We start from the raw sequence: 22,756 nt of genomic DNA, 5'->3' as shown, positions 1-22,756 counted from the left end.
CTGTCGTTTCGCAGAGTCAAGCCAACGCTCGCGCTCAACAGTACGGCCACCGAGCAGTGGGAGAGATGATGCAACTGCGCCATGGCAAACACGTCGGCAGGGTCGGCGCATTGGCCGTGGCGTTGGGCATCGGGTCGGCTGTCGGGGTGCCGGTGGGCATCGCCTCCGCTACTCCCGAGGACTCGACCGTCTCCTCTTCGGCGGATGGCGGGACGACCGCCGGATCCGGATCCACCGGGTCCTCGGGTTCGGGTGGCAGCACGCCGGCAGGTGCAGCCGACACCACCACACCGACGACCACAGGTGAACCCACCGGTTCGGTCACCGGAGCGGTGACGCCCGGTGCGGTCGTATCCGGTTCGGGCGGTGCCCACGCCCGTGCCGACGATTCGGTGCCCACTCCCAAGCCCACTCCGAAGCCCAAGGCCAAGAAGAAGCCGACACCCGCGCCGCGCCCCGCTGTCGCCGAATCCGCCAAGGTGACGAGCCGGTCCGTCGCCCAGGCGAGCACCGGTGGCTCCGCTGCGGAGAATGAGCCGCCGTCGACCGCCAGAGTCGCCGCGGCCGTGGCGCAACAGGCGGTCGCCGAGGCCCCGGCGGCACTCGCGGTGACGCGACCGGTTGTGCCGAACCCGGTACAGACCTTCGGCACGTTGGTCAGCGGTATCGCTCATCAGGTGGCGTCGTCGTTCCTGGGCGCGCTGCGCGGCGCGCTGGCGGACTCACCGCTGGGGTGGGTGATGCTCGGTGCGGCCCGACGTGAAGTCGGGACGACCGAGGACGCGACCACCGAGGTCGCCGCCATGGCGATGGCGGCCAGCCAAACCGTCGCCGCGGTCAACCAGCCGCCGACCGCGTCGGTCACCTGGGGCCGGCCCGACGCGACCACCGGCACCGTCCTCGGGAAACTGACCACGAGCGACCCCGAGGGTAAGAAGGTCGCCGTCGGAATCGGGAACGCGCCGGCCACGGGCACGTTGACCTACAACGCCAAGACGACCACGCTCACCTACACCCCCACCACGGCCCAGCGGTTCGAGGCCTCCGCCACGCCCACCGACGACACCGTCGGGATGACGCTCACCGTTTCCGACGGCGTCAACACCGTGGCGGTACCGGTGAACATCCCGGTGAGTCCGTCGCCGTTCTACACAGCGGCCACCGTCACGAACATCACCGACCCCAGTGCGGTCGTCACCTCGGGCACCCGGGCCTATGTCGCCGATCGCAGCACCGGGAAAGTCACCGTCTTCGACACGACCACGAACACCGTCATCACCACGTTCGCGGCGGGAACCGGTCCCGACGGTCTTGCCGTCAAGGCCGACGGCACCCGGCTCTACGTGTCCAGTTCGACCGGTAACACCGTCACCGTCATCGACACCAAGACCAATACGGTGAAGGCCACCGTTGCGGTCACCAATCCCACTGCCATCACCATCAACCCCAGCGGCAGCACGGTGTACGTGGCCAGCGGCGCCACCGGCACGGTGACCAAGATCAGCACATCCACCAACAAGACCGCCGGTACCGTCACCCTCGCCGGGGGCCTGACACCCGGTGAACTCGCGGTGAGTGCCGACGGTAAGACGATCTTCGTGGTGAGCGCGAAAGCGACTGGCGGCGGCACCATCTCGTCGTTCTCGTCCACCGGTTCGGTGGCCACGTCGATCGCCGATTTCGGCGGCACCCCCGTCGGGCTGGCCGTCGACTCGGTCCACAAGTTGGTCTACGTCGCCGATGCGAGCGGTGGTCTCACCGTCGTCGATCTCGGCGCACACACGACGGGCACACTTGATCTCGGCCAGCCACTGTCCGGTATCGCGCTCACCAAAGACCGCAGCGCCTTGATGGTGACCACCTCGACCGGCCTCGTGGCGGCGCTGCGCACCAGCGACGGCGCGGTCGTCGGGGTCGCCGACAGCGGCGTCGCCGCGACATCGGCGCAATCCGGTACGGTGCTCACCCCGGATGGGACGCAGATGTGGGTGACCGATCCCCTCAACGGCACCGTCCGCGTGGTGTCCCTGGTTCCGCAGAACAAGGCGCCCTTCCTCAATGATCCGGTTGCGGCCGTGTCGAATCCGGCCACCGGCGCGCTCGCCGGGCGCGTCGGCGTCGTCGATTTCGACGGTGATCCACTGACCTACGCGGTGACCGCCAAGCCCACCAAGGGCACGTTGGTGCTCAACGCCGACGGGACCTACACCTACACGCCCACCGCCGCCGCCCGGCACGCGGCAGCCGTGCCCGGCGCGCCCGGCTCGGTGACGAAGGATTCGTTCACCGTGACGGTCTCCGACGGTCGGTACGGCACGATGACCACCACCGTCGCGCTGGCCATCACCCCCGACAACAAGATCCCGACCGTCACCACGACCATCGGCAACCCGAACGCATCGACCGGTGTGGTCAAGGGCACGATCGCGACCGCCGACGGCAACAAGGACAAGCTCACCTACACGGTGAGTGGGCAGCCGGCGAAGGGCACCGTCGGCGTCACGACGGCCGGGGCGTTCACCTACACACCCACGGCGACGGCCCGTACCGCCGCGCTGGCGCCCGGCGCCACCCACGACCAGAAGATGGACACCTTCACGGTCACGGTGGACGACGGCCACGGTGGTCTCGTGCCGGTCACAGTGAACGTCAAGATCGGCGCGGCCAACGTCAAACCCGTTGGGGCGAAAGCCGTCATCGCGGTCACCAACCCCCGTTCGGGCCTCGTCACCGGATCGGTCACCGCGACCGACTCAGACGGCGACACGCTCACCTACACCGCGGGCAAGACCACCAAGGGCGCCGTCGTCGTGAACGCCGACGGATCGTTCACCTACACGCCGACGGCCGCTGCCCGGTTGGCGGCCTCGAAAGCCGGGGCGAGTGCAGCGACCAAGACCGAGACCGTCACCTTCACCATCGGTGACGGATTCGGAGGCACCACAACGACATCCGTGAATGTGTCCATCGCCCCGAACCCGACCACGAACAACGCGCCGACCAACGGCCAAGCGACCGTGGACGACACATCGAGCGCCATCGGCACCGTGACCGGCACGGTCACCGCCGACGACCCGGACGGTGACACGCTGACCTACAGCCTGGGCAGCGGTCCGGCGTTCGGGGCGGCCACGGTGACGTCCGACGGAAAGTTCACCTACATCCCGGATGTCGACGCGCGGTATCGCGCCCTGGTGACCCCCGGGGACGATACGGACACGTTCACCGTCACGGTCACCGACGCGTTCGGCGCGACCACCACGGCCACGGTCGGGGTCACGATTGCGCCGCCGTCGGCCACCGCCGTCGATCAGCGGCCCACCGAGATCGCCGTCAATGCCCAGCAGATGTACTTCTATTCGCAGACCGACACCGACAAGGCCATGGGGTTGCTCAAGGACGCCGGTATCACCACCATTCGGATCATGTTGCCCTGGGCGGGAATCGAGCCCGCCGACGGTGCATACGACTGGACCGCCGTGGACCGCGTCGTCAACAGCGCCCAGGGCAACGGCATCACCGTGCTCGGTGTGCTGGGTACGACTCCGGACTGGGCCGCGGTGCCCGGTCAAGCGCAGTACCAAGGCCGTCCGGCAGACCTCGACGCGTTCGCAGAGTTCGTCACCGAGGTGGCGACCCACTTTCAGGGCCGGGTCTCCGACTACGAGGTCTGGAATGAGCCCAATGCCGGTATTTTCTGGGCGCCGGCTCCCGACGCCGCGCAGTATACCGCGCTGTTGAAGGTGGCCTACACCGCCATCAAGGGTGCCGACCCGGATGCCGTCGTGATCGCGGCGTCGGTCGGTGCCGGGCCGGAGGACCCGGAAGTGGCGATCAACCCGGTGACGTTCCTGGCCCAGATGTACGCGGCGGGCGCGGGCGGATACTTCGACGCGGTGTCGTTCCACCCCTACCAGTACGCGTTGTTGTTCTCGGTGGGGGACGGCCATGCCGGCACGCCGATCACTCAGGCCGAGCAGATGTACGCGGTCATGGTGGCCAACGGTGACGGGAACAAGAAGATCTGGGCCACCGAGTACGGCGAGCCGACTTCTGATGTCTCCGAGGCCGCGCAGGCGGCCTACATCGGTGACTTCCTGCGCACCTGGCGCACCCTGGAGTTCGCCGGGCCGTCGTTCCTGCACACCTTCGCGGACTACCCCGACCCCGACCCGACCCAGGCCTCGTTCGGCTTGTTCCGGCAGGACTGGACACCCAAACCGGCGGTCTCCACCGTCGAGCAGGTGATCGCGGAGAACCAGGCGATCGAGGCCGCCGCCGCGGCGAGCGTCCTTTAGGGCATCGCTGCTGAGTTCGTCGCGGGAACGGGAGCGCCGTATCAGGGCGTAGTCTTGCGGGGAAGCCCCGTTACGTGAAATGAGGATTGTTGGCTATGTCGAATCGCGTGATGAAGGGCAGCCGCCTCGGCGGAGTCAGCTACGAGACCGACCGTGACCACAACCTGGCACCGCGCCAGGTGGCGCGTTACCGGACCGACAACGGCGAAGAATTCGATGTGCCGTTCGCCGACGACGCCGACCTTCCGGGCACCTGGGCATGCCGCAACGGGCAGGAGGGCATCCTCATCAACGGTGAGGCCGCCGAGCAGAAGCCGGTGAAGGCCGTGCGCACCCACTGGGACATGCTGCTGGAGCGCCGCTCGGTGGAAGAACTCGAAGACCTGCTCAAGGAACGTCTGGAAGTCATCAAGACCCGTCGCCGCGGCTAGCTCGGCGACCCGCAACGTTGTCCGCGCCACGGCGGTTCGACGTACTGCTCTTGGTGCCGAACAGTCATCGATGATCGCCCTGCGCTAAGACGTGGCGCGGACCCGAGCGGCATCGAGTTCGGCCAGGAGCGCGTCGACTTCGGCGCGTTTCTCGGCGGGCACCATCAGCGAGTAGAAGGTGCCGACTCCGATGGTGAGTTGAAGCAGGTGCTCGCGTTCGCCGCCGAACAGCTTCTTGCGCCGGCTGATCTCCTTGACGTCGGTGCCCGAGTATTTGTCGGCGGGGTTGCGCCCTATCGAGTTGTTGGTCCGCAGCTTCTCCACCCACACGCCGTCGACCACGATGCTCTCGCCGTTGATCCCGTCGATGCGAAACATCAGCAGATCCTAGCCGGGTCCCGCGTCCACCGAGAAAGGTACGGGACCTGGTCAAAGTGACATCAGATGCACCACGTGCACGTCGCCTTCGGCACCGGTCGAGATGTGGCGTGGTAGCCGTGGGCGGTGACCTTCGTGATGGTGTCGCACGGTCACCGCGCGACAGTGCACAACGTCAGTGCAACCGCGACTACGCTGGGCGATATGGCTGAGTCGATGTCCGAGAAGCGCCGCGCCAACGCGGTCGTGAATTTCCTTGCTGCTCAGCGGTATACACGTGCCGAGGTGTTCGCCGACCCGTGCCCGGTGCCCAGTGCGGCGGGCGCGTACGGCTGGTGGTTCCGGGATATCCCGGGCGGTATCGATGTCTCCGGCTGTGAACAACGCGACGGCTGGACATTGCTCTACGTCGGTATCAGCCCCGGGCCGCCACGGACAGACGGCAAACCGCACGTCCCTCAGGATCTGCGCAAACGCGTCCGGTACCACTTCGGCGCCGGCAATGCCGGTGCCGACGGCTCCACGCTGCGCAAGTCGCTGGGCGTGCTTCTCGGTGATCAGCTGGGCTTCGCCCTGCGCCGCATCGGGTCGGGCAAGCGGCAGACGTTTGCCGGCGGGGAAGCCGTCCTGACCCAGTGGATGGCCGAGAATGCCGCCGTGTCCTGGGTGCTGCACCCCGAGCCCTGGTATCTCGAACCCAAGCTGATCGATGCCCTGAATCTGCCGCTGAACTTCCAGGAGAACGGGCGGAACGCCTTCGCGCCCGAGCTCAAGCGGCGGCGCCGCGAGGCGGCGGTGAAGGCCGGCAAGATGCGCGTGCTCGCCGAGTGGTCGTAGGCGGCCGCGGGAAGCCCGCGCAAACCTGCCTGAACTGCTAGAACAAGGGTGCCCCCGGCAGGATTCGAAAGTGCCGTCTAACCCAAACTCAAAGTGTGCCCTGACCTGCAAAGGGGGCTCTAGCCAGCATCTTTGGCTGATCTGGCGTTCGCTCATCATGCCCATCACGCGCGGGGTAGAATGGTTGGCATCGTTGAGTCATGGTTGAGCAGCCGCAAATCCGCTGGTTAAATAATTGGGCCGCAGTATTTGAGCGCGATTCTGTCAGGAATCAGTAGAAAGCAACCAACCAAGTCGGCGCGCTATCAAGCGTCGTTCGTCGGTCCCGATCTGCGGCGACATTTCGCGCCGGTCACCTTGGAATCGAAGATGACCGCCGAACGTTGGCTGACGAAAGAACGGGATCGGGTCGAGCGATGCGCGGCCAGCGACGAAGGTCTGTCATCGTGGAAACCGCCGGAAGTGATCGCCACCGAAGTTCAGGCCGCGGCGGTCACGGTGGCCGACTACGCCAAGACGGTGATCGGTGAACGCAACCTGAAAGCGCGAACGCGGATCGGCTACGAAGCGTCGTTGAAGAACTAGATCGATCCCAAGCTTGGCCGGTATGCGGTTAAAGACCTCACACCCGCGTTGGTCCGTTCGTGGTTCTCCGGCCTTGGCAGCACCCACCCAACACGCAACGCGCACGCTTACGCGCTTCTGAGCATGGTCTGCAATACCGCCGTGCGCGACGGTCTGATCGATCGCAACCCGTGCATGATCGAGCGCGCGATGAATCCCAAGACGAAGCGCCAGGCGGTCGTCCCGACCATTCCCGAACTGGAAGCCATCGCCGACGCACTTGGCACCGATCCGAAGAACGGGCGGTTTCGCGCGTTGGTGTTGCTCTCGGCGTGGTGCGGTCTGCGCTACGGGGAGGTCTCCGAGCTTCGACGCAAAGACTTCGACGCGGACTGTTCGGTTGTGACCGTCGCGCGCGGTGTCACCCATCGCAGCGGTAATTGCATGGTCGACACACCGAAAGACGGCCAGCCCGCCAAGGTGGTGATTCCGCCGCACATCCGCGATGACATCAAATCGCACTTGGCGAATCACGTTGACAAGGCGGGGGATTCGATGCTGTTCACACCCGCGCGCGGTGGCTGCCACGTCAATGATCGAGTGTTCGCCAAAGACATGTTCAAGCCCGCGCTAGCGTCCATCGGTCGCGACGATATGCGCGTGCACGATCTGCGCCACTTCGCCGGAACTATGACCGCGCAGGTTGGCAATCTGGTCGAAACGATGGCGCGGCTTCGACACTCCACCCACAAAGCGCGAGCCTGATCTACCAACAGCAGGTCTCCGGCCGGGACGTCGCCGTTGCCGATGCGCTGTCGGCGTTGCGCGCCGAAACGCTGACGGGTCAGGGAGTCGGTTCGGTTCCTGCTTCTAACTGACGAAGCCGCAACACAAGGTCGCGGGAAGGCTTGACATCGGGACTCCATCCACCAGAGTCCTTCATTCCGGCGACAAGTCGTACTCGTTCGCGCAGTTCATCTCGCAGCACATCCGCTCGCTCCTGAGCACCGATCATTTGTGATACGTTGCTGTCGAGTTCGTAGTGCGGCATCGACACGAACAGTTCGTTAGGATCTCCGCGTTTCGCCAGAATATCGAAATACTCGTTCGTGCAAGCTAAGTAGTCGAGAACGAGTATTCGGTCCTGCCTCTCAATAAAGATTCCCGCGCGAATCATGAAATCGTTCGCGCCGCCGATCAGCTTTGCTCGGTCACGCGGTTCGAGGCCGTCGCTCAAGGCGCGCCGCATCTGCTGCTGAGTGTCGTTCACGACATCCCACAGTTCGAGGTAGGTCTCGATGAGCTTGCTGCGGTATAGCTTTGTGTCTTCGCGCCCCGCGTCACGTTTCCACCGCCGTTCACCTAACCAAAGGCCAGCAAGAACGCCGCACAACCCCAGGGTCGGTCCAAGGATCGCGAGCACAGTCGTCGTCACGGACGGCAGTGTCCCACTATCGATCGGTCGACGCTCGAAAAAACACAGGCGACTTGCAGCTTCATAGTTCGATCATCGTTGAGCTATGAACGCAAAACCCGCTGAAGTGCGGCGATGACCGCAACCCGGCAGGTTTCGTACCCGCCGGGTTAGCCGCGTCCGCGTGGCAACGCGCGTTGCGATTGCCGGATGACGGCGCGGCCAGCCTCGCGGGCTGCGGCCACGTCGGCGCGGCGCTGCTCTGCGACGGACACCGCGAAGGGCGCGCGCGAATTCCTGGAACTGGTCACCGAGTGCGCCGCCGATCTGGGCGGGGTTGATCTGGTGGTGCTCGACACGGTGAACCGGTTCACCGCGGGCGGCGAAAACGACGCCGACACGTGGAGCCAGTTCTACCGGCATTCAATCCAACCCGCTACGCGACCAGAAGATTGCCGTTCTCCGCCTCGACCACTTGGGAAAGAACGCCGATCTCGGTCCGCGCGGAAGCTCGCACAAGCTGTCCGACGTTGACGCCGATTTCCGGCTGACCACACCCACACCGGGAAGCGACGATTTGGTGTTGACGCTGGGAAAGCGCCGACGACCGCACTTCGCCGAAACGGTGCCTGCGGCGGATCGACAATCCGCTACGTCACGAACGCCGAAGCGTCGCCGCATCGCTGACAACTCAACAGGTGGATGGAACGGTCGCCGCACTCGATCCGCACGTGATTGCCTTAGTCGACGATCTGGACCGGCTCGGCATCGACGCCAAACTTGGCCGGACAGCCGCCCAAACCGCGTACGCCTCTGCTGGCGGCACGCTCACCGCTGCCAACGACCGGTGGGCGGCAGTGGTGAAGGTGCGCAAGAGCAACGCGCAGGCGCACACCGGGAACGGCGGTCACCAACCGTGACGCGGCTCGAAACGCTGTGCCGAACTGTCCTGAAAGCTGTTCTGACGGGACCACGAATCGGGTTTTTGTCCGGGACAGGTCTGACCTGCGAAAACATCGATTTTCGGGGTTTGCTAGCCTGTCCGGGACAGAAAAGCTGTCCTGGCGAACTGTCCCGAGTGCGCCCAAATCGGGGAAGTATACCACCGCAAGGTTGGGCAGATCCATGGGCGCGCTCATTGCGTCCAGACCATCGCGCCACCAGTCCTCGCCGTTCTCGGCGTCCAGACAGATCACCCGCGCCGGGTCGAACGTCTCGGCGTGATCGGTGTGGGTTCGCCCGACAGACGCGTCGACCGACAGACCGCGCGCGATCACCGATTTACCGGTGCCCGGTGCGGCCGACAACGACACGTAGCTGTCGCAAGCCAGCACGTCTGGCAACAGCCACGACACCGGCTTGCGCGGTTGGGTGCGCAGCCGCCGAAGATCCAGCGGGGCGTTTCGCCGATCTACAGTTTGGCCGGTGGTCGGGGCTTCGTCGCTTTGGTCATGGGTGGCGGTTCCGATCTGCAAACGGTCGAACCATCCGACGAGCGAACCCGCATCGCGTTTGTCGTCGCGATGATCGGTGCCGAAGTCGCGGCGCGCACGGTTAAGCAGATCGGCCATCATCGCCGGGTCGTCATCGGCGGTTGCGACCTTGCCAATCGAGGTGCGCAGCATTCCGGCGAACTCGCCGCGCTGCGGTGCGCGGTCGGTTCCGCGAAACGACGCGTTCCAGTCGGCGTGCAGATCGTTGAACACATCCGCCGACACAAGACCAGGTGCGACCTCTCGCGCCGCCCAACCGAGAACCGACATCATCGCGGCGTGACGGCTCTCGCCGCCTGCAACGCGTTTGGTGTAGTTGTCGCGGAACGTCTTTCGCCGCTTCGGCTCCAGATGACGCGACACGAACGATTCCGGTGCGAGTAGGTCGGCCAAGATCTGGTCGCGCATCTGGGCCGCGACCGGATCGAGGGTTTTGCCGCTCGCCGGAGCGGTCTTGGACGGAATGAACGAACGCGCGGCAATCGGACCGCGATAGTCAGCGGCACGTTCGCCACACCGCGACGGCATCATCCGCGATCCGGCCGATCTTGGACTGTCAGACGTGTATGTCCACCATCGGGAGGGACGCTGACGTGGCGACCAGGAAGCAGAAAGCGGCGCGCGCCAAGTTCGCGAAGCAAGCGCGGTCGAAGGGTTCGACCAAAGTCGGTCGACGGGCCAAGAGCACTGGCCGTCAGCGGAAGCGCTGACGATGGCGAAACGACGCAACATCAAGCGCGACCGCCGTGGGAGATTCGCGCCGACCGGCTCACGGTCGTCGCGGGTGAAACGGGCCGTGCCGACCAAAGTCGATTCGCGAAAGGTCAGCGGCGGTCGCGTCGGCCCTGGCGGGGAGTACGTCGGCGTTCGTGCCGGAATTGAACTCAAACCGAAGCGCGGCCGGACGCGCTACTACGTCGGCGTCAGCGCCGGACGCCGCGTCTCGTACTGAACGGTCTGGCGGTTCTTACCGCCTGCCGCTAGGTGCTGAACTTGTCGTGGCCGAGAGTTAGCGTGAGGCTAGAGCCAGGTTGTGGGGCGGCTCGGTTGGCGGCAGACGACACGGCCGAGAATGCCGACTAGCCAGATCGGGGGTGACGTACCGTACAGCGAATGATCGCGTGTATGTGGGGGAGCTTGTGTGTCGGGTGAAACTGAACAGGCAAAGGGTCGGCAGGGCGCACTGCTAGCCAAGCAATGGCTAGATCGATCGACCAGGGTCAGAGCTGAACTAGTTAATCCAGACGGCGTGGCCAAGAAGAAGTTGAGCCTAAAGAAGGCCCACTTTAAGGATGCCAACGCTACATTTTCTTTTGATCTTGGTGGACGTTTCCGCGAAGGAGACTTTGATGGTGAGCAGTTTCTCGCCGAAGTCAAGAACTATGCAAACTCGTCTGATTTACCCCAGCATTTTCGTGGGTTCCTCGCTCACTGCTACCGCGCCGTGGCCATTGACCATATGATGGCAGATCAGTTCTTCTGGATCTCTTTCGCCCCGCACGGTGGGACAAGATGGGATAAAATTACCAGCGTTGATGACATCAAAGATGCAGTCCTTCATAAGGATTTTGTAGATGTCAATTTCACGCCGGGGCAAGATTGCGAAAAAGAATTCAGTCCTGAAATTGCAGAAACGGTGTCAAAGCGAGTATGGCTTCTTATCTTGTCGCCTCAGCAGATCGAACATCTAACGCTTACGCAGAAGCACCACGGTGTTCTCGAAGATTATATTGTGAATAGCGCGAAAGAGGTCGAGTTGTGACTACCTATAACGATATATTAGCGGCCGCGGATGCTCCAGAATATGATGACGCAATAAGGCAGATCAAACGACTTGCTGCGAAGGCATTGCATGAAGCAGACGACGACGTGCGGCTGCTATCGACGGAGCATTTCAACCATTCTTATTTACCCGATTTCGTCATGCGTTGGAGAAATCGTCAGGATCGATTCGTCTATCTGCGTGCATCAGCGTATGCGGAGGAGATCGAAGAAGACGTCGTAAGACTTACTGATCACAATCCGATCTTCGTTCAGCTGAGCGAGTTCGTGCCTTATAACGATCGGCCAATTCGACAAGCAATTGACTCTCTTTCCCAGTCTGCTGGTGCGCGGAAGAGCCTCATTGCGAGCGTGCCGGCAATCGGACTCCTGGATGACGCTCCTCGTACCGGTAAAATGCTGTCATCTTTTGTTATGCGAGGCGGTAGGGGTGTAATTGAAGATTCGGAAGTTGTAACACTTGCGCAGACGGTCGAGTCGGGATTTGACGGAGCGATGCACTCAGACCGCGAAAAGACCGCGGACGCAATCCAAGCTGTCGAAACAGTTCTTGACCCGGCTTCGACTGTTGAATTTACTCACTTGTTTGAAGCGGCGTGGATCAGCGGCGGAGCTTCAGGCGTGGAATTCCCTGGCGGCCTAACCTCAATTGGTGACAACCTGACAGCAGATTTACTTGGCCAAATGTTAGAGATTGTCCCAGAATCGCTATCGGATTTTTGGGAGCAAATTGGTAACGCCGTCACCCTTGAATCTTTCAGTCAGTTGCATCTGGTGGGGAGTCAGCCACGGCTTCAAAGCATAATGAAGAACGCTATTTCACGGCTTGCTTCGAACCGGTACATGATGCGCAGAACGCAACGTTCCGACCAAGAGGTGGACCCGTTTATCTGGCAAATCGACAGTGGGACTCTTTCGCTACGGGGAGCGGGTTACCAAGCGTGGATCGGTGCACCCGCTCTCAACGCGACTGAGAATGCCACCGACGAAGACTTCGCAGTCGATCTACCGCCGACGTTATCCAACCTATCGATGCGCGCCGAAGAGGCTCAGTTAACGATCTCTGACATCGGGGTGAGCGACACCGACGGCATAACCGTCCGATTTACCTCACCTGGGCAGGGTGACGTTGCGACGAGTGACCTCGTCGAGAGGGTGACGGAGACGGTCGGCAATTTGGTTCGGGTCAACGAAGTCGTAGCGCTCGTAGAGGGAAAACGGGTGCCGGTCGACTACAACAGAGGTGTTGCCGGTCCGCGCACCAGCTCCAGAGTGTCGGTTTCCGGGCTGATTTGGAACGGCTGGAACCTGCTGGCCGAAACCGACGACGAAGTGCGGGAGACGCTCGCACAAGTACTGAATCGTAACGGCGAACCTGACCGTTCTGAGGATGCCGGTGATGTCTTATCAGACGTTGACCCATCCCCAGATCCAGTGGCCGACGAAGGTTCGAAGAGCGTCTAGGCGGTAGCTCAGTCAGCTAAACGCGTGGTGGTGGCGACCCGCCAAGGCGGGTGCTGTCGCGGGCGTCGCCGGACGGTTTTGTCGTACCGCGTCCTTATCGTTTGAGCCGGAAGGTTCGAAACGGATCTAGGGGAGTGAACGGTGAATCTGATTCCGGCTTGGCTACAGATCACGACGTCGATCTCGACAACGGTCGGTGTGCTGATTGCGCTCTACGTCGCGGTGTGGCGTGAACCGCGCAAGGCGCGACGAGAGCGTGACGACCGAGACGCACAAGCGACTGAAGATCGCGACCGATATAACGATCAGATGGCCGCTTTGCAGCGCGCCGAAGACGACCGAATCGCAGCACAGGCCCGCAAGATCGTTCCTGAAATCGCGAGCGGGGACCGGTTCGGCGAAAACATCTGGCTTGCACACATCCAGAACGCCAGTACCGGCGTCATCAACGATCTTCGAGTCGTCGTTATCGCCTACGACGACCAGGACGTCGAAGTCACCGACGGGGTGCAGAAGGCTACCGGCCAACTCGACATATCCGGGGCGATGGAGAAAATTATTTCGGACGCGGTCAGCGGCGGTGTTGGTGGATTGATGAACTCGGGTCCGATGGCAGGCTTGCTCCGCCAACAGCAACAGTTTGGCATGGGCGCGATGGGCATGGGGTACGGGCAACCGTCGATTGCAAATCAGATGAAGAACGCAATGGCACAACAGATCAAGCCACAGGTGAGCGCCGCTCTTCGGCAAGCGATGATCGGCCAAATTCAATCCGAATGGCCGCCATCGTTGGGACCAGGCGCGTCGACTTCAGTCGCCTACCGCGCAACCCGGTCCGGTCTGCGATTGCGCATCGGCATTCGATTCGAAGATGAAGCAGGTTATGTGTGGAACCGCATCAACACTGACCAGCCCACGCGAGACGACCCCAGCTAACGAATCCGCGCCACCAGCGAAGACGTGGATGGTTGGATCATTGTTGAGCCCTGTGTGGGAGGTCGGCCATACCGGCCCATAGCGCCTGGTGAGAGGCGGTTTTCGGTGTGGTGCCCCCGGCAGGATTCGAACCTGCGGCCTTCTGCTCCGGAGGCAGACGCTCTATCCCCTGAGCTACGGGGGCGCGTGAAACTCGCGCCGTTAGGGCTTTGTCAGACTAGCGGAGCAAGACTAGCGCATGGGAGCGCGCCCCCGTGAATCGGAATGGATTCGGGTGCTGACCACCCCAGACCATAGGATGGACCCCTGTGACACCCGCCGACCTGGCTGCCCTGCTCAAGACCACCGCCGCCGCGGTCCTGGCCGAACACGGCCTGGACACCGCCGCGCTGCCCGAAACGGTGACCGTCGAGCGTCCGCGCAACCCCGAACACGGTGACTACGCCACCAACGTCGCACTTCAGCTCGCCAAGAAGGTCGGCGCCAATCCTCGTGAGCTGGCCGGCTGGCTGGCCGAGGCGCTGACCGCCGCCGACGGGATCGCCGCCGCCGAGGTCGCGGGCCCCGGATTCGTCAACCTGCGTATCGAGGCCGGCGCCCAAGGCGTCGTCGTCACCAACGTGCTGTCCGCCGGGGCCACCTACGGGCACTCGGCTGACCTCGACCTGAAGATCAACCTGGAATTCGTCTCGGCCAACCCGACCGGGCCCATCCACATCGGTGGCACCCGCTGGGCCGCCGTCGGCGACGCCCTGGGCCGCTTGCTGACCACCCAGGGCGCCGAGGTCACCCGCGAGTACTACTTCAACGACCACGGCGGCCAGATCGACCGCTTCGCCCGCTCGCTGGTGGCCGCGGCCATGGGCGAACCCGCGCCCGAAGACGGATACGCCGGCAGCTATATCAACGAGATCGCCGCAGCCGTGCTCGCCAAGGCGCCCGACGCGTTGAGCCTGCCCGCCGACGAGCGGCAGGAGAAGTTCCGGGCGATCGGCGTGGACCTGATGTTCACCCACATCAAGAAGTCGCTGCACGACTTCGGCACCGACTTCGACGTCTACACCCACGAAGACTCGATGCACACCTCCGGCCGGGTCGACCAGGCCATCGCGAAGCTGCGGGAAAACGGTGCCATCTACGAGAAGGACGGCGCAACGTGGTTGCGCACCACCGAGTTCGGTGACGACAAGGATCGGGTCGTCATCAAGAGCGATGGCCATCCCGCCTATGTCGCCGGCGACCTCGCGTACTACCTGGACAAGCGCGCACGTGGCTTCGACCTGTGTATCTACATGCTCGGCGCGGACCATCACGGCTACATCGCCCGGCTCAAGGCGGCCGCCGCCGCGCTCGGTGACGACCCGGACACCGTCGAGGTGCTGATCGGGCAGATGGTCAACCTGGTCCGCGACGGCCAGCCGGTCCGGATGAGCAAGCGCGCCGGCACCGTGATCACCCTGGACGACCTGGTCGACGCCATCGGGGTGGACGCCGCCCGGTATGTGCTGATCCGGTCCTCGGTCAACAGCCCGATCGATATCGACCTGGCGTTGTGGTCCTCGGCATCCAGCGAAAACCCGGTCTACTACGTGCAATACGCGCACGCCCGGCTCTCGGCTCTGGCCCGCAGCGCCGCCGATCTGGGCCTGGCCGCCGACACCGCACACCTGGAACTGCTCAGCCACGACCGTGAAGCCACCCTGATGCGCACCATCGGCGAATTCGGCCGGGTGCTCAAAACCGCAGCCGCACTTCGGGAACCGCACCGGGTGTGCCGGTACCTGGAGGACCTGGCCGGTGACTACCACCGGTTCTACGACTCCTGTCGGGTGCTGCCCCAGGGCGACGAAAAGCCAGCAGAGCTGCATTCGGCCCGGCTGGCGCTGTGCGAGGCCACCCGCCAGGTCATCGCCAACGGTCTGGCGATCCTCGGCGTCAGCGCCCCGGAGCGGATGTGAGTGCGCAGACCGCCGGTGCTGCCGTGCCGGACAAGCCGCAGACGCCCGACGAGATCCTGCTTCTGGCCCCGAATGTCTGGCCGCGCAACCTGGCTCGAGGTGCCGATGGTGTCGTCTCGGTTGCCGGGGTGACGGTCACCGACTTGGCCGCACAGTTCGGCACCCCGCTGTTCGTCATCGACGAGGACGATTTCCGCTCGCGCTGCCGGGATATCGCCGCGGCGTTCGGTGGCGGCGAATACGTGCACTACGCGTCGAAAGCGTTCCTGTGCACCGAGATCGCCCGCTGGGTGAAATCCGAGGGTCTGTCGCTGGATGTCGCCACCGGTGGTGAGCTGGCCGTCGCGCTGCACGCGGACTTCCCGGCCGAGCGGATCACCGTGCACGGCAACAACAAGTCCGTGGACGAGCTCAGCATGGCGGTGAAGGCCGGGGTCGGGCATATCGTGCTGGACTCGGAGATCGAGATCGAGCGCCTCGACGCCATCGCCGGTGGAGCCGGCATCGTCCAAGACGTGTTGGTGCGGGTCACCCCCGGAGTCGAGGCGCACACCCACGAATTCATCTCCACCGCGCACGAGGACCAGAAGTTCGGGCTGTCGCTGGCCAGCGGCGCCGCGTTGGACGCGGTACGCCAGGTGTTCGCCACCGACCACCTGCGCCTGGTCGGCCTGCACTGCCACGTCGGCTCGCAGATCTTCGACGTCTCCGGCTTCGAGATCGCCGCGCGTCGCCTGATCGGACTGCTCCGCGATGTGGTCGCCGAGTTCGGCGTGGACAAGACCGCGCAGATGAACATCCTCGATCTCGGTGGGGGACTGGGCATCTCCTACGTGCCGTCCGACGATCCGCCGCCGATGCAGGAGCTGGCCGACAAGCTCAAGGCGATCGTGAAGAACGAATCGGCGGCCGTCGGGCTGCCCACGCCGAAGCTGGTGGTCGAGCCGGGCCGGGCCATCGCAGGGCCGGGCACGATCACCCTCTACGAGGTGGGCACCGTCAAGGATGTCGCCATCAGCGACACCGCGCAGCGGCGCTATGTCAGCGTCGACGGCGGGATGAGCGACAACATCCGGCCCGCGCTGTATGACGCCGAGTACGACGCGCGGCTGGTGTCGCGGGTCAGCGAGGCCCCGGCCGCGCTGGCTCGGATCGTCGGAAAGCACTGCGAGAGCGGCGATATCGTGGTCCGCGACACCTGGGTGTCCGATGACATCACCCCCGGTGATCTGTTGGCGGTGGCCGCGACCGGCGCCTACTGCTATTCGATGTCAAGCCGGTACAACCTGGTGACCCGGCCGGCTGTGGTGGCCGTCCGCGAGGGCAGGGCCCGGCTGATTCTGCGGCGGGAAAGCGTCGACGATCTATTGAGTTTGGAGGTGAGCGGCGAATGAGCAAGAAGGACAAGCCCATCGGCGTAGCGGTGTTGGGTCTGGGCAATGTGGGCACCGAGGTGGTGCGCATCATCAACGAGAGCGCTCCGGACCTGGCCGCCCGCATCGGCGCGCCACTGGAACTGCGCGGTGTGGGGGTCCGCACCGTCTCCGCCGACCGCGGGGTGCCGATCGAGTTGCTCACCGACGATATCGACGCGCTGGTCTCCCGCGACGACGTCGATATCGTCATCGAGCTGATGGGACCCGTCGAACCGGCCCGCAAGGCCATCCTCAAAGCGCTGGAGACCGGCAAGTCCGTCGTCACCGCGAACAAGGCGCTGATGGCCCAGTCCACCGGCGAACTTGCCCAGGCGGCCGAAAAGGCCCGTGTCGATCTGTATTTCGAGGCAGCAGTGGCCGGCGCGATCCCGGTGATCCGGCCGCTGACCCAGTCGCTGGCCGGTGACACCGTGCTGCGGGTGGCCGGCATCGTCAACGGCACCACGAACTACATCCTCAGCGCCATGAACGACACCGGTGCCGACTACGCCAGCGCGCTCGCCGATGCCAGTGCCCTGGGTTACGCGGAGGCCGACCCCACCGCCGATGTCGAGGGTTACGACGCCGCCGCGAAGGCGGCGATTCTGGCTTCGATCGCCTTCCACACCCGGGTCACCGCAGACGACGTCTACCGCGAGGGCATCACCAAGGTCAGCGCCGCCGATTTCGAGTCGGCCAGGGCGCTGGGCTGCAATATCAAGCTGCTGGCCATCTGCGAGCGACTGACCAACGATGAAGGGCAGCAGCGGGTTTCGGCTCGCGTCTATCCGGCGTTGGTGCCTCTGGAGCACCCGCTGGCCACCGTCGGCGGGGCCTTCAACGCCGTGGTGGTCGAAGCCGAGGCCGCCGGTCGGCTGATGTTCTACGGGCAGGGTGCCGGCGGTGCACCGACCGCGTCCGCGGTGATGGGCGATGTCGTGATGGCGGCCCGCAACCGGGTTCAGGGTGGCCGTGGCCCGCGTGAGTCCAAGTACGCAGAGTTGCCCATCGCGCCGATCGGCTTCATCCCCACGCGCTACTACGTGAGCATGAACGTCGCCGACAAGCCGGGCGTGCTGTCCTCGGTGGCGGCCGAGTTCGGCAAGCGCGAGGTCAGTATCGCCGAGGTGCGCCAGGAGGGCACCGTCGACGAGGACGGGCAGCGCCACGGTGCGCGCATCGTCGTCGTCACCCACAAGGCCACCGACGCCGCACTGTCGGAAACCGTTGCCGCCCTTGCCGACCACGACGCCGTGGAGTGCATCAACAGCGTGCTGCGACTGGAAGGAACCGCAGAATGAGCAAGACCGCCGAGGCGAGCGAAGCGACGGGGATCGGACCCGTGCACATCCCCTGGCCCGGTCTGATCGCCGCGTACCGGGACCGGTTGCCGGTCACCGACGAATGGACGCCGGTCACCCTGCTGGAGGGCGGGACCCCGCTGATCCATGCCAAGCGCCTGTCCGAGCAGACCGGTTGCACGGTGCATCTGAAGGTCGAAGGACTCAACCCGACGGGGTCGTTCAAAGACCGCGGGATGACCATGGCGGTCAGCGATGCGCTGGCCCGCGGGCAGAAGGCGGTGCTGTGCGCCTCGACGGGTAACACCTCGGCGTCGGCCGCCGCCTATGCCGCCAAAGCCGGTATCACCTGCGCGGTGCTGGTACCCCAGGGCAAGATCGCGATGGGCAAGCTGGCCCAGGCAGTCATGCACGGCGCCAAGATCATTCAGGTCGACGGCAACTTCGACGACTGTCTCGAGCTGGCCCGCAAGCTGACGGCGGACTTTCCGTCCATCGCCCTGGTGAACTCGGTGAACCCGGTGCGCATCGAGGGGCAGAAGACTGCCGCCTTCGAGATCGTCGACGCGCTCGGTACCGCACCGGATGTGCACTCGTTGCCGGTCGGCAATGCCGGGAACATCACCGCCTACTGGCGTGGGTACAGCGAGTACCACCGCGACGGCGTGAGCGACCGCCTGCCGCGGATGCTGGGCACCCAGGCCGCCGGCGCGGCGCCGCTGGTGTCGGGCCAGCCGGTCAGCCACCCGGAGACGATCGCCACCGCCATCCGGATCGGTTCACCGGCGTCCTGGAATTCGGCCGTCGAAGCGCAGCAGCAGTCCAACGGCCGGTTTGTGGCGGCCACCGACGAGGAGATTCTGGCGGCGTACCACCTGGTGGCCCGGGTCGAGGGCGTTTTCGTCGAGCCGGCATCGGCGGCCAGCATCGCCGGGCTGCTCAAGTCGATCGAGGACGGCTGGGTCAAGCCCGGTTCCACGGTGGTGTGCACGGTGACGGGCAACGGTCTCAAGGACCCCGACACCGCCCTCAAGGGCATGCCGCCGGTGACTCCGGTGCCGGTTGATCCGGTGGCCGTCGTCGAGAAGCTCGGCCTGGTCTGACGGGCGGACGAACTCTCGTGACCCAGATTCTGCGGGCCGGGTTGACGGCCTCGTCCGCTGTGGCGGCCTCCAGTGCCAACCTCGGACCAGGCTTCGACAGTCTCGGTCTCGCGCTCGGTCTGTACGACGAAATCTTCGTGGAGACAACGGAATCCGGCCTCAAGATCGATGTCGAAGGGCAGGGCGCCGGTCAGGTTCCGCTGGACGAGTCGCACCTGGTGGTGCGGGCCATCCACCGAGGCCTGGCGGCAGCCGGCCTGCAGGTCGGCGGGTTGAAGGTGACCTGCCGCAACGTGATCCCGCATTCGCGTGGGCTGGGCTCCTCGGCGGCAGCCGTGGTGGGCGGTTTGGCCGTCGTCAATGGGCTTGCCGTGCAAGTAGGTTCACCGGAACTGAGCCGCGATGAACTGGTGCAGTTGTCTTCGGAGTTCGAGGGGCACCCCGATAACGCGGCGGCCGCCGTGCTCGGCGGGGCCGTGGTGTCCTGGACCGTTTCGGGCGCCACGGGGGAGCGGAGCGACGGGGGCAAGGCCTGTCCGGCTCGTTACGGCGCCGCCCAGCTGGACCTGCACCCGAACATCCGGTTGTTCCCCGCGATCCCGGAGAACCGGTCATCGACGGCCGAGACCCGCGCCGTGCTACCCACGCAGGTGCCCCATACCGATGCCCGGTTCAACCTCAGCCGTGCGGCGATGCTTGTGGTGGCCCTCACTCAACGGCCCGATCTGTTGTTGGAGGCGACCGAGGACCGGCTGCATCAGTCGCAGCGGGCGCCGTCGATGCCGGCATCGGCGGAATATCTCGCGACCTTGCGGCGGTTGAACATACCAGCGGTGCTCTCAGGAGCTGGACCTGCGGTGATAGCTCTGACCAACGGGACGGATCTACCGGCGCAGGCTCTGGAGTTCGGCGCCGCGAAGGGATTCGCCGTCACCGAAATGTCGGTGGGCCACGGTGTTCGCTGGTCACCCGGTATCGCCGGACACGCCGCTTCGGGATAACACGCGAAAGAGGGCGTTTCTTGCTTCCGGCAGTGATGCGAGTTATTCTCGCAATTGTCCAGCAATCGCAGCGTCTCTAGCTGCGCCGACACTAGGACGACTACCTCATCTTCTCGTATTTCACTCGTGGGCTGACGGTCCTCCGCATGGCGGCGAATCCCGGTGGTCATCGTTGCAATGGTGACGGTGGCGCCGTGGAAGACAACGCAATCGGCTGTTTGGCTGACTGCACATGACCTTCGGGGACCCCTCGCGTCGGATGGACGGCGGGGAAAGAAAGGAAATCCGTGACTGATACGGACCTCTTCACGACCAGCGACAGCGACGTGGCCGTCGCCGCGCAACCAGTCGTGGAAACCACCGATGCGCCCAGCACGGGCGCCACTCGCGGTGGCCGTGGCGGCTCGCTCACGTCGATGCTGCTCCCGGACCTGCGCGCGCTGGCCAATGAGGCCGGCGTCAAGGGCACGTCCGGCATGCGCAAGAGCGAACTCATCTCTGCCATCAAGGAAATCCGCAGCGGGGGTGGCGGCACGGCCGCTGCAGCCGACGCGGCACCCGCGGCAAAGGCCGCGAGCGCCCCTGCCGCTGCAGCCGATGCGCCGGAGCAGACCGAACGGCCGCGGCGTGAGCGCCGCGGTGCTTCCCGGGGTACGGGCGCGCCCGCCGCAGCGCAGGAGCCTGCGTCGCAGGACAGCGCCGAGGCCGGCCAGGACGCCGCACCCAAGCAGGACGTCGAGTCCAAGCAGGACGCCGCACCCAAGCAGGACGCCGAGGCGAAGAGCCAGGACGCGCCGGCCGGTGACGCGACACCTCGTGAAGAGGTGAAGTCCGGTGGCCAGGACAAGCAGGACAAGGCCGAGGGCGCCGGCAGCGGCGACCAGCAGCAGCACGGTGGTCAGCAGAACCGCAACAACCAGAACCGCAACAACAACCGCGGTGAGAACAACAACCGCGGAGAGAACAGCAACCGCGGCGACAACAGTAACCGCGGCGAGAACAACAATCGCGGCGACAACAGCGGCGATGACGATGACGACAGCCGCCAGGGCCGGCGCGGACGCCGGTTCCGGGACCGCAGGCGCCGTGGCGAGCGCACCGGCGACGGTCCGGGCAGCTCCGGCGGCGGGGGAGACCGCGACACCGAGTTGCGCGAGGACGACGTCGTCCAGCCGGTCGCCGGCATCCTCGACGTGCTCGACAACTACGCATTCGTCCGCACCTCCGGCTACCTGGCCGGACCTAACGACGTCTACGTGTCGATGAACATGGTGCGCAAGAACGGCCTGCGCCGCGGCGATGCCGTGACCGGCGCGGTGCGCGTCGCCCGTGAGGGTGAAGGCGGCGGCGGAAACAACCCGCGCCAGAAGTTCAACCCACTCGTGCGGTTGGACACCGTCAACGGTGGTCCGGTCGAGAACGCCAAGAATCGGCCCGATTTCACCAAGCTGACGCCGCTCTACCCGAACCAGCGGCTGCGCCTGGAGACCACGCCCGAGCGGCTGACCACCCGGGTGATCGACTTGATCATGCCGATCGGCAAGGGCCAGCGCGCCCTGATCGTGTCCCCGCCCAAGGCCGGTAAGACGACGATCATGCAGGACATCGCCAACGCGATCTCCACCAACAACCCGGAATGCCACCTCATGGTCGTGCTCGTCGACGAGCGCCCCGAAGAGGTCACCGACATGACCCGCTCGGTCAAGGGTGAGGTCATCGCCTCGACCTTCGACCGGCCGCCGTCAGACCACACCCAGGCCGCCGAGTTGGCCATCGAACGGGCCAAGCGCCTGGTCGAACAGGGCAAGGACGTCGTGGTGCTGCTCGACTCGATCACCCGGTTGGGCCGCGCATACAACAACGCGTCGCCGGCCTCGGGCCGCATCCTGTCCGGTGGTGTGGATTCCACCGCGCTGTACCCGCCCAAGCGGTTCCTCGGCGCGGCCCGCAATATCGAGCACGGTGGCTCCCTGACGATCATCGCCTCGGCGCTGGTCGAGACCGGCTCCACCGGTGACACCGTGATCTTCGAGGAGTTCAAGGGCACCGGCAACGCCGAGCTGAAGCTGGACCGCAAGATCGCCGAGCGTCGGGTGTTCCCCGCCGTCGATGTCAATCCGTCCAACACCCGCAAGGACGAGCTGCTGATGTCGTCCGAGGAGTTCGCCATCGTGCACAAGCTGCGCCGGGTGCTCTCCGGGCTGGACTCGCATCAGGCCATCGATCTGCTGATGAGCCAGCTGCGTAAGACCAAGACCAACTACGAGTTCCTGGTCCAGGTCTCCAAGAACGCACCCGGTAGTAACGGCGACGACTAGTCCGCGCCGATCGACCGACGAAAGAGTCCCGCTTCGTAAGAAGCGGGACTCTTTTTGTCGATT

17 protein-coding genes and 1 tRNA gene are annotated in these 22,756 nt (G+C 64.8%); 14 read left to right on the top strand and 4 right to left on the bottom strand.

Annotated features, from left to right (window positions below):
• Positions 1-68: 68 nt before the first annotated feature.
• Both FHU31_RS26765 and FHU31_RS26760 read left to right on the top strand, forming a co-directional pair.
• The gene (locus tag FHU31_RS26765) at positions 69-4,298 is read left to right on the top strand and encodes a cadherin-like domain-containing protein (protein ID WP_167163764.1); all 4,230 of its coding nucleotides are present in this window, start codon (positions 69-71) and stop codon (positions 4,296-4,298) included.
• A gap of 95 nt (positions 4,299-4,393) precedes the next feature.
• The gene (locus FHU31_RS26760; protein ID WP_090363941.1) at positions 4,394-4,729 is read left to right on the top strand and encodes an RNA polymerase-binding protein RbpA; all 336 of its coding nucleotides are present in this window, start codon (positions 4,394-4,396) and stop codon (positions 4,727-4,729) included.
• Between the two features lie 84 nt (positions 4,730-4,813).
• On the opposite strand, the gene FHU31_RS26755 is transcribed toward FHU31_RS26760, so the two are convergent.
• Entirely contained in the window at positions 4,814-5,107 is a 294-nt protein-coding gene (locus tag FHU31_RS26755) for a hypothetical protein (RefSeq protein WP_090363939.1), read from the bottom strand.
• 204 nt (positions 5,108-5,311) lie between these two features.
• Here FHU31_RS26755 and FHU31_RS26750 point away from each other — a divergent pair, with 204 nt between their 5' ends.
• The 3 genes from FHU31_RS26750 to FHU31_RS31720 all read left to right on the top strand — a co-directional run bounded on the left by FHU31_RS26750 (position 5,312) and on the right by FHU31_RS31720 (position 7,273).
• Positions 5,312-5,944 carry a GIY-YIG nuclease family protein gene (locus FHU31_RS26750; RefSeq protein ID WP_167163762.1) on the top strand — a complete coding sequence of 211 codons (633 nt, stop codon included), beginning with the start codon at positions 5,312-5,314 and terminating at the stop codon, positions 5,942-5,944.
• 249 nt (positions 5,945-6,193) lie between these two features.
• Positions 6,194-6,529: a hypothetical protein gene (locus tag FHU31_RS31725; RefSeq protein ID WP_234901692.1), complete on the top strand. Its 336-nt coding sequence runs from the start codon at positions 6,194-6,196 to the stop codon at positions 6,527-6,529.
• A 141-nt stretch (positions 6,530-6,670) separates the two neighbouring features.
• Positions 6,671-7,273 carry a tyrosine-type recombinase/integrase gene (locus tag FHU31_RS31720; RefSeq protein ID WP_263987928.1) on the top strand — a complete coding sequence of 201 codons (603 nt, stop codon included), beginning with the start codon at positions 6,671-6,673 and terminating at the stop codon, positions 7,271-7,273.
• 79 nt (positions 7,274-7,352) lie between these two features.
• Here the strand turns inward: FHU31_RS31720 and FHU31_RS26740 are convergent, their stop codons facing one another.
• The gene (locus FHU31_RS26740) at positions 7,353-7,943 is read right to left on the bottom strand and encodes a hypothetical protein (RefSeq protein WP_167163760.1); all 591 of its coding nucleotides are present in this window, start codon (positions 7,941-7,943) and stop codon (positions 7,353-7,355) included.
• A gap of 719 nt (positions 7,944-8,662) precedes the next feature.
• Positions 8,663-9,946 carry an AAA family ATPase gene (locus tag FHU31_RS26735; RefSeq protein WP_167163758.1) on the bottom strand — a complete coding sequence of 428 codons (1,284 nt, stop codon included), beginning with the start codon at positions 9,944-9,946 and terminating at the stop codon, positions 8,663-8,665.
• 718 nt (positions 9,947-10,664) lie between these two features.
• Between FHU31_RS26735 and FHU31_RS26730 the strand changes: the two genes are divergently transcribed.
• The 3 genes from FHU31_RS26730 to FHU31_RS26720 all read left to right on the top strand — a co-directional run bounded on the left by FHU31_RS26730 (position 10,665) and on the right by FHU31_RS26720 (position 13,597).
• Complete coding sequence (locus FHU31_RS26730) at positions 10,665-11,177, top strand: hypothetical protein (RefSeq protein WP_167163756.1); 513 nt, start codon at positions 10,665-10,667, stop codon at positions 11,175-11,177.
• The gene (locus FHU31_RS26725) at positions 11,174-12,661 is read left to right on the top strand and encodes a hypothetical protein (protein WP_167163754.1); all 1,488 of its coding nucleotides are present in this window, start codon (positions 11,174-11,176) and stop codon (positions 12,659-12,661) included. Before FHU31_RS26730 ends, FHU31_RS26725 begins: the two co-directional genes overlap by 4 nt.
• Before the next feature lie 141 nt (positions 12,662-12,802).
• Positions 12,803-13,597 (top strand): hypothetical protein, encoded by a 795-nt coding sequence (locus FHU31_RS26720; protein ID WP_167163752.1) that lies wholly within the window; start codon positions 12,803-12,805, stop codon positions 13,595-13,597.
• Positions 13,598-13,705: 108 nt separating this feature from the next.
• On the opposite strand, the gene FHU31_RS26715 is transcribed toward FHU31_RS26720, so the two are convergent.
• Positions 13,706-13,781, bottom strand: a tRNA-Arg gene (locus tag FHU31_RS26715).
• 124 nt (positions 13,782-13,905) lie between these two features.
• Here FHU31_RS26715 and argS point away from each other — a divergent pair.
• From argS to rho, 6 genes are all read left to right on the top strand, one after another.
• Positions 13,906-15,555, top strand: a complete 1,650-nt coding sequence (gene argS, locus FHU31_RS26710) for an arginine--tRNA ligase (RefSeq protein ID WP_167163750.1) — start codon at positions 13,906-13,908, stop codon at positions 15,553-15,555.
• Complete coding sequence (gene lysA, locus FHU31_RS26705) at positions 15,552-16,949, top strand: diaminopimelate decarboxylase (RefSeq protein WP_167163748.1); 1,398 nt, start codon at positions 15,552-15,554, stop codon at positions 16,947-16,949. The genes argS and lysA overlap by 4 nt, the downstream gene beginning before the upstream one ends.
• Positions 16,946-18,271, top strand: a complete 1,326-nt coding sequence (locus tag FHU31_RS26700; RefSeq protein WP_167163746.1) for a homoserine dehydrogenase — start codon at positions 16,946-16,948, stop codon at positions 18,269-18,271. Before lysA ends, FHU31_RS26700 begins: the two co-directional genes overlap by 4 nt.
• The gene (thrC, locus tag FHU31_RS26695) at positions 18,268-19,374 is read left to right on the top strand and encodes a threonine synthase (protein ID WP_167163744.1); all 1,107 of its coding nucleotides are present in this window, start codon (positions 18,268-18,270) and stop codon (positions 19,372-19,374) included. The genes FHU31_RS26700 and thrC overlap by 4 nt, the downstream gene beginning before the upstream one ends.
• A gap of 17 nt (positions 19,375-19,391) precedes the next feature.
• The gene (gene thrB, locus FHU31_RS26690) at positions 19,392-20,375 is read left to right on the top strand and encodes a homoserine kinase (protein WP_167163742.1); all 984 of its coding nucleotides are present in this window, start codon (positions 19,392-19,394) and stop codon (positions 20,373-20,375) included.
• 287 nt (positions 20,376-20,662) lie between these two features.
• Positions 20,663-22,693 carry a transcription termination factor Rho gene (gene rho / locus FHU31_RS26685; RefSeq protein WP_167163740.1) on the top strand — a complete coding sequence of 677 codons (2,031 nt, stop codon included), beginning with the start codon at positions 20,663-20,665 and terminating at the stop codon, positions 22,691-22,693.
• The last annotated feature ends 63 nt before the right edge of the window (positions 22,694-22,756 follow it).

Origin of the sequence: Mycolicibacterium fluoranthenivorans, from assembly GCF_011758805.1 — a bacterium.
Lineage (GTDB): Bacteria > Actinomycetota > Actinomycetes > Mycobacteriales > Mycobacteriaceae > Mycobacterium > Mycobacterium fluoranthenivorans.
This window is presented reverse-complemented; position numbering and strand designations above follow the sequence as displayed.

Excerpts from the sequence above, each read along its gene's own strand:
- FHU31_RS26760 (WP_090363941.1), top strand. The coding sequence starts at position 4,394 with ATGTCGAATCGCGTGATGAAGGGCAGCCGCCTCGGCGGAGTCAGCTAC.
- FHU31_RS26700 (WP_167163746.1), top strand. The coding sequence starts at position 16,946 with ATGAGCAAGAAGGACAAGCCCATCGGCGTAGCGGTGTTGGGTCTGGGC.
- FHU31_RS26755 (WP_090363939.1), bottom strand. The coding sequence starts at position 5,107 with ATGTTTCGCATCGACGGGATCAACGGCGAGAGCATCGTGGTCGACGGC.
- FHU31_RS26750 (WP_167163762.1), top strand. The coding sequence starts at position 5,312 with ATGGCTGAGTCGATGTCCGAGAAGCGCCGCGCCAACGCGGTCGTGAAT.
- thrC (WP_167163744.1), top strand. The coding sequence starts at position 18,268 with ATGAGCAAGACCGCCGAGGCGAGCGAAGCGACGGGGATCGGACCCGTG.
- FHU31_RS26735 (WP_167163758.1), bottom strand. The coding sequence starts at position 9,946 with ATGATGCCGTCGCGGTGTGGCGAACGTGCCGCTGACTATCGCGGTCCG.
- FHU31_RS26765 (WP_167163764.1), top strand. The coding sequence starts at position 69 with ATGCAACTGCGCCATGGCAAACACGTCGGCAGGGTCGGCGCATTGGCC.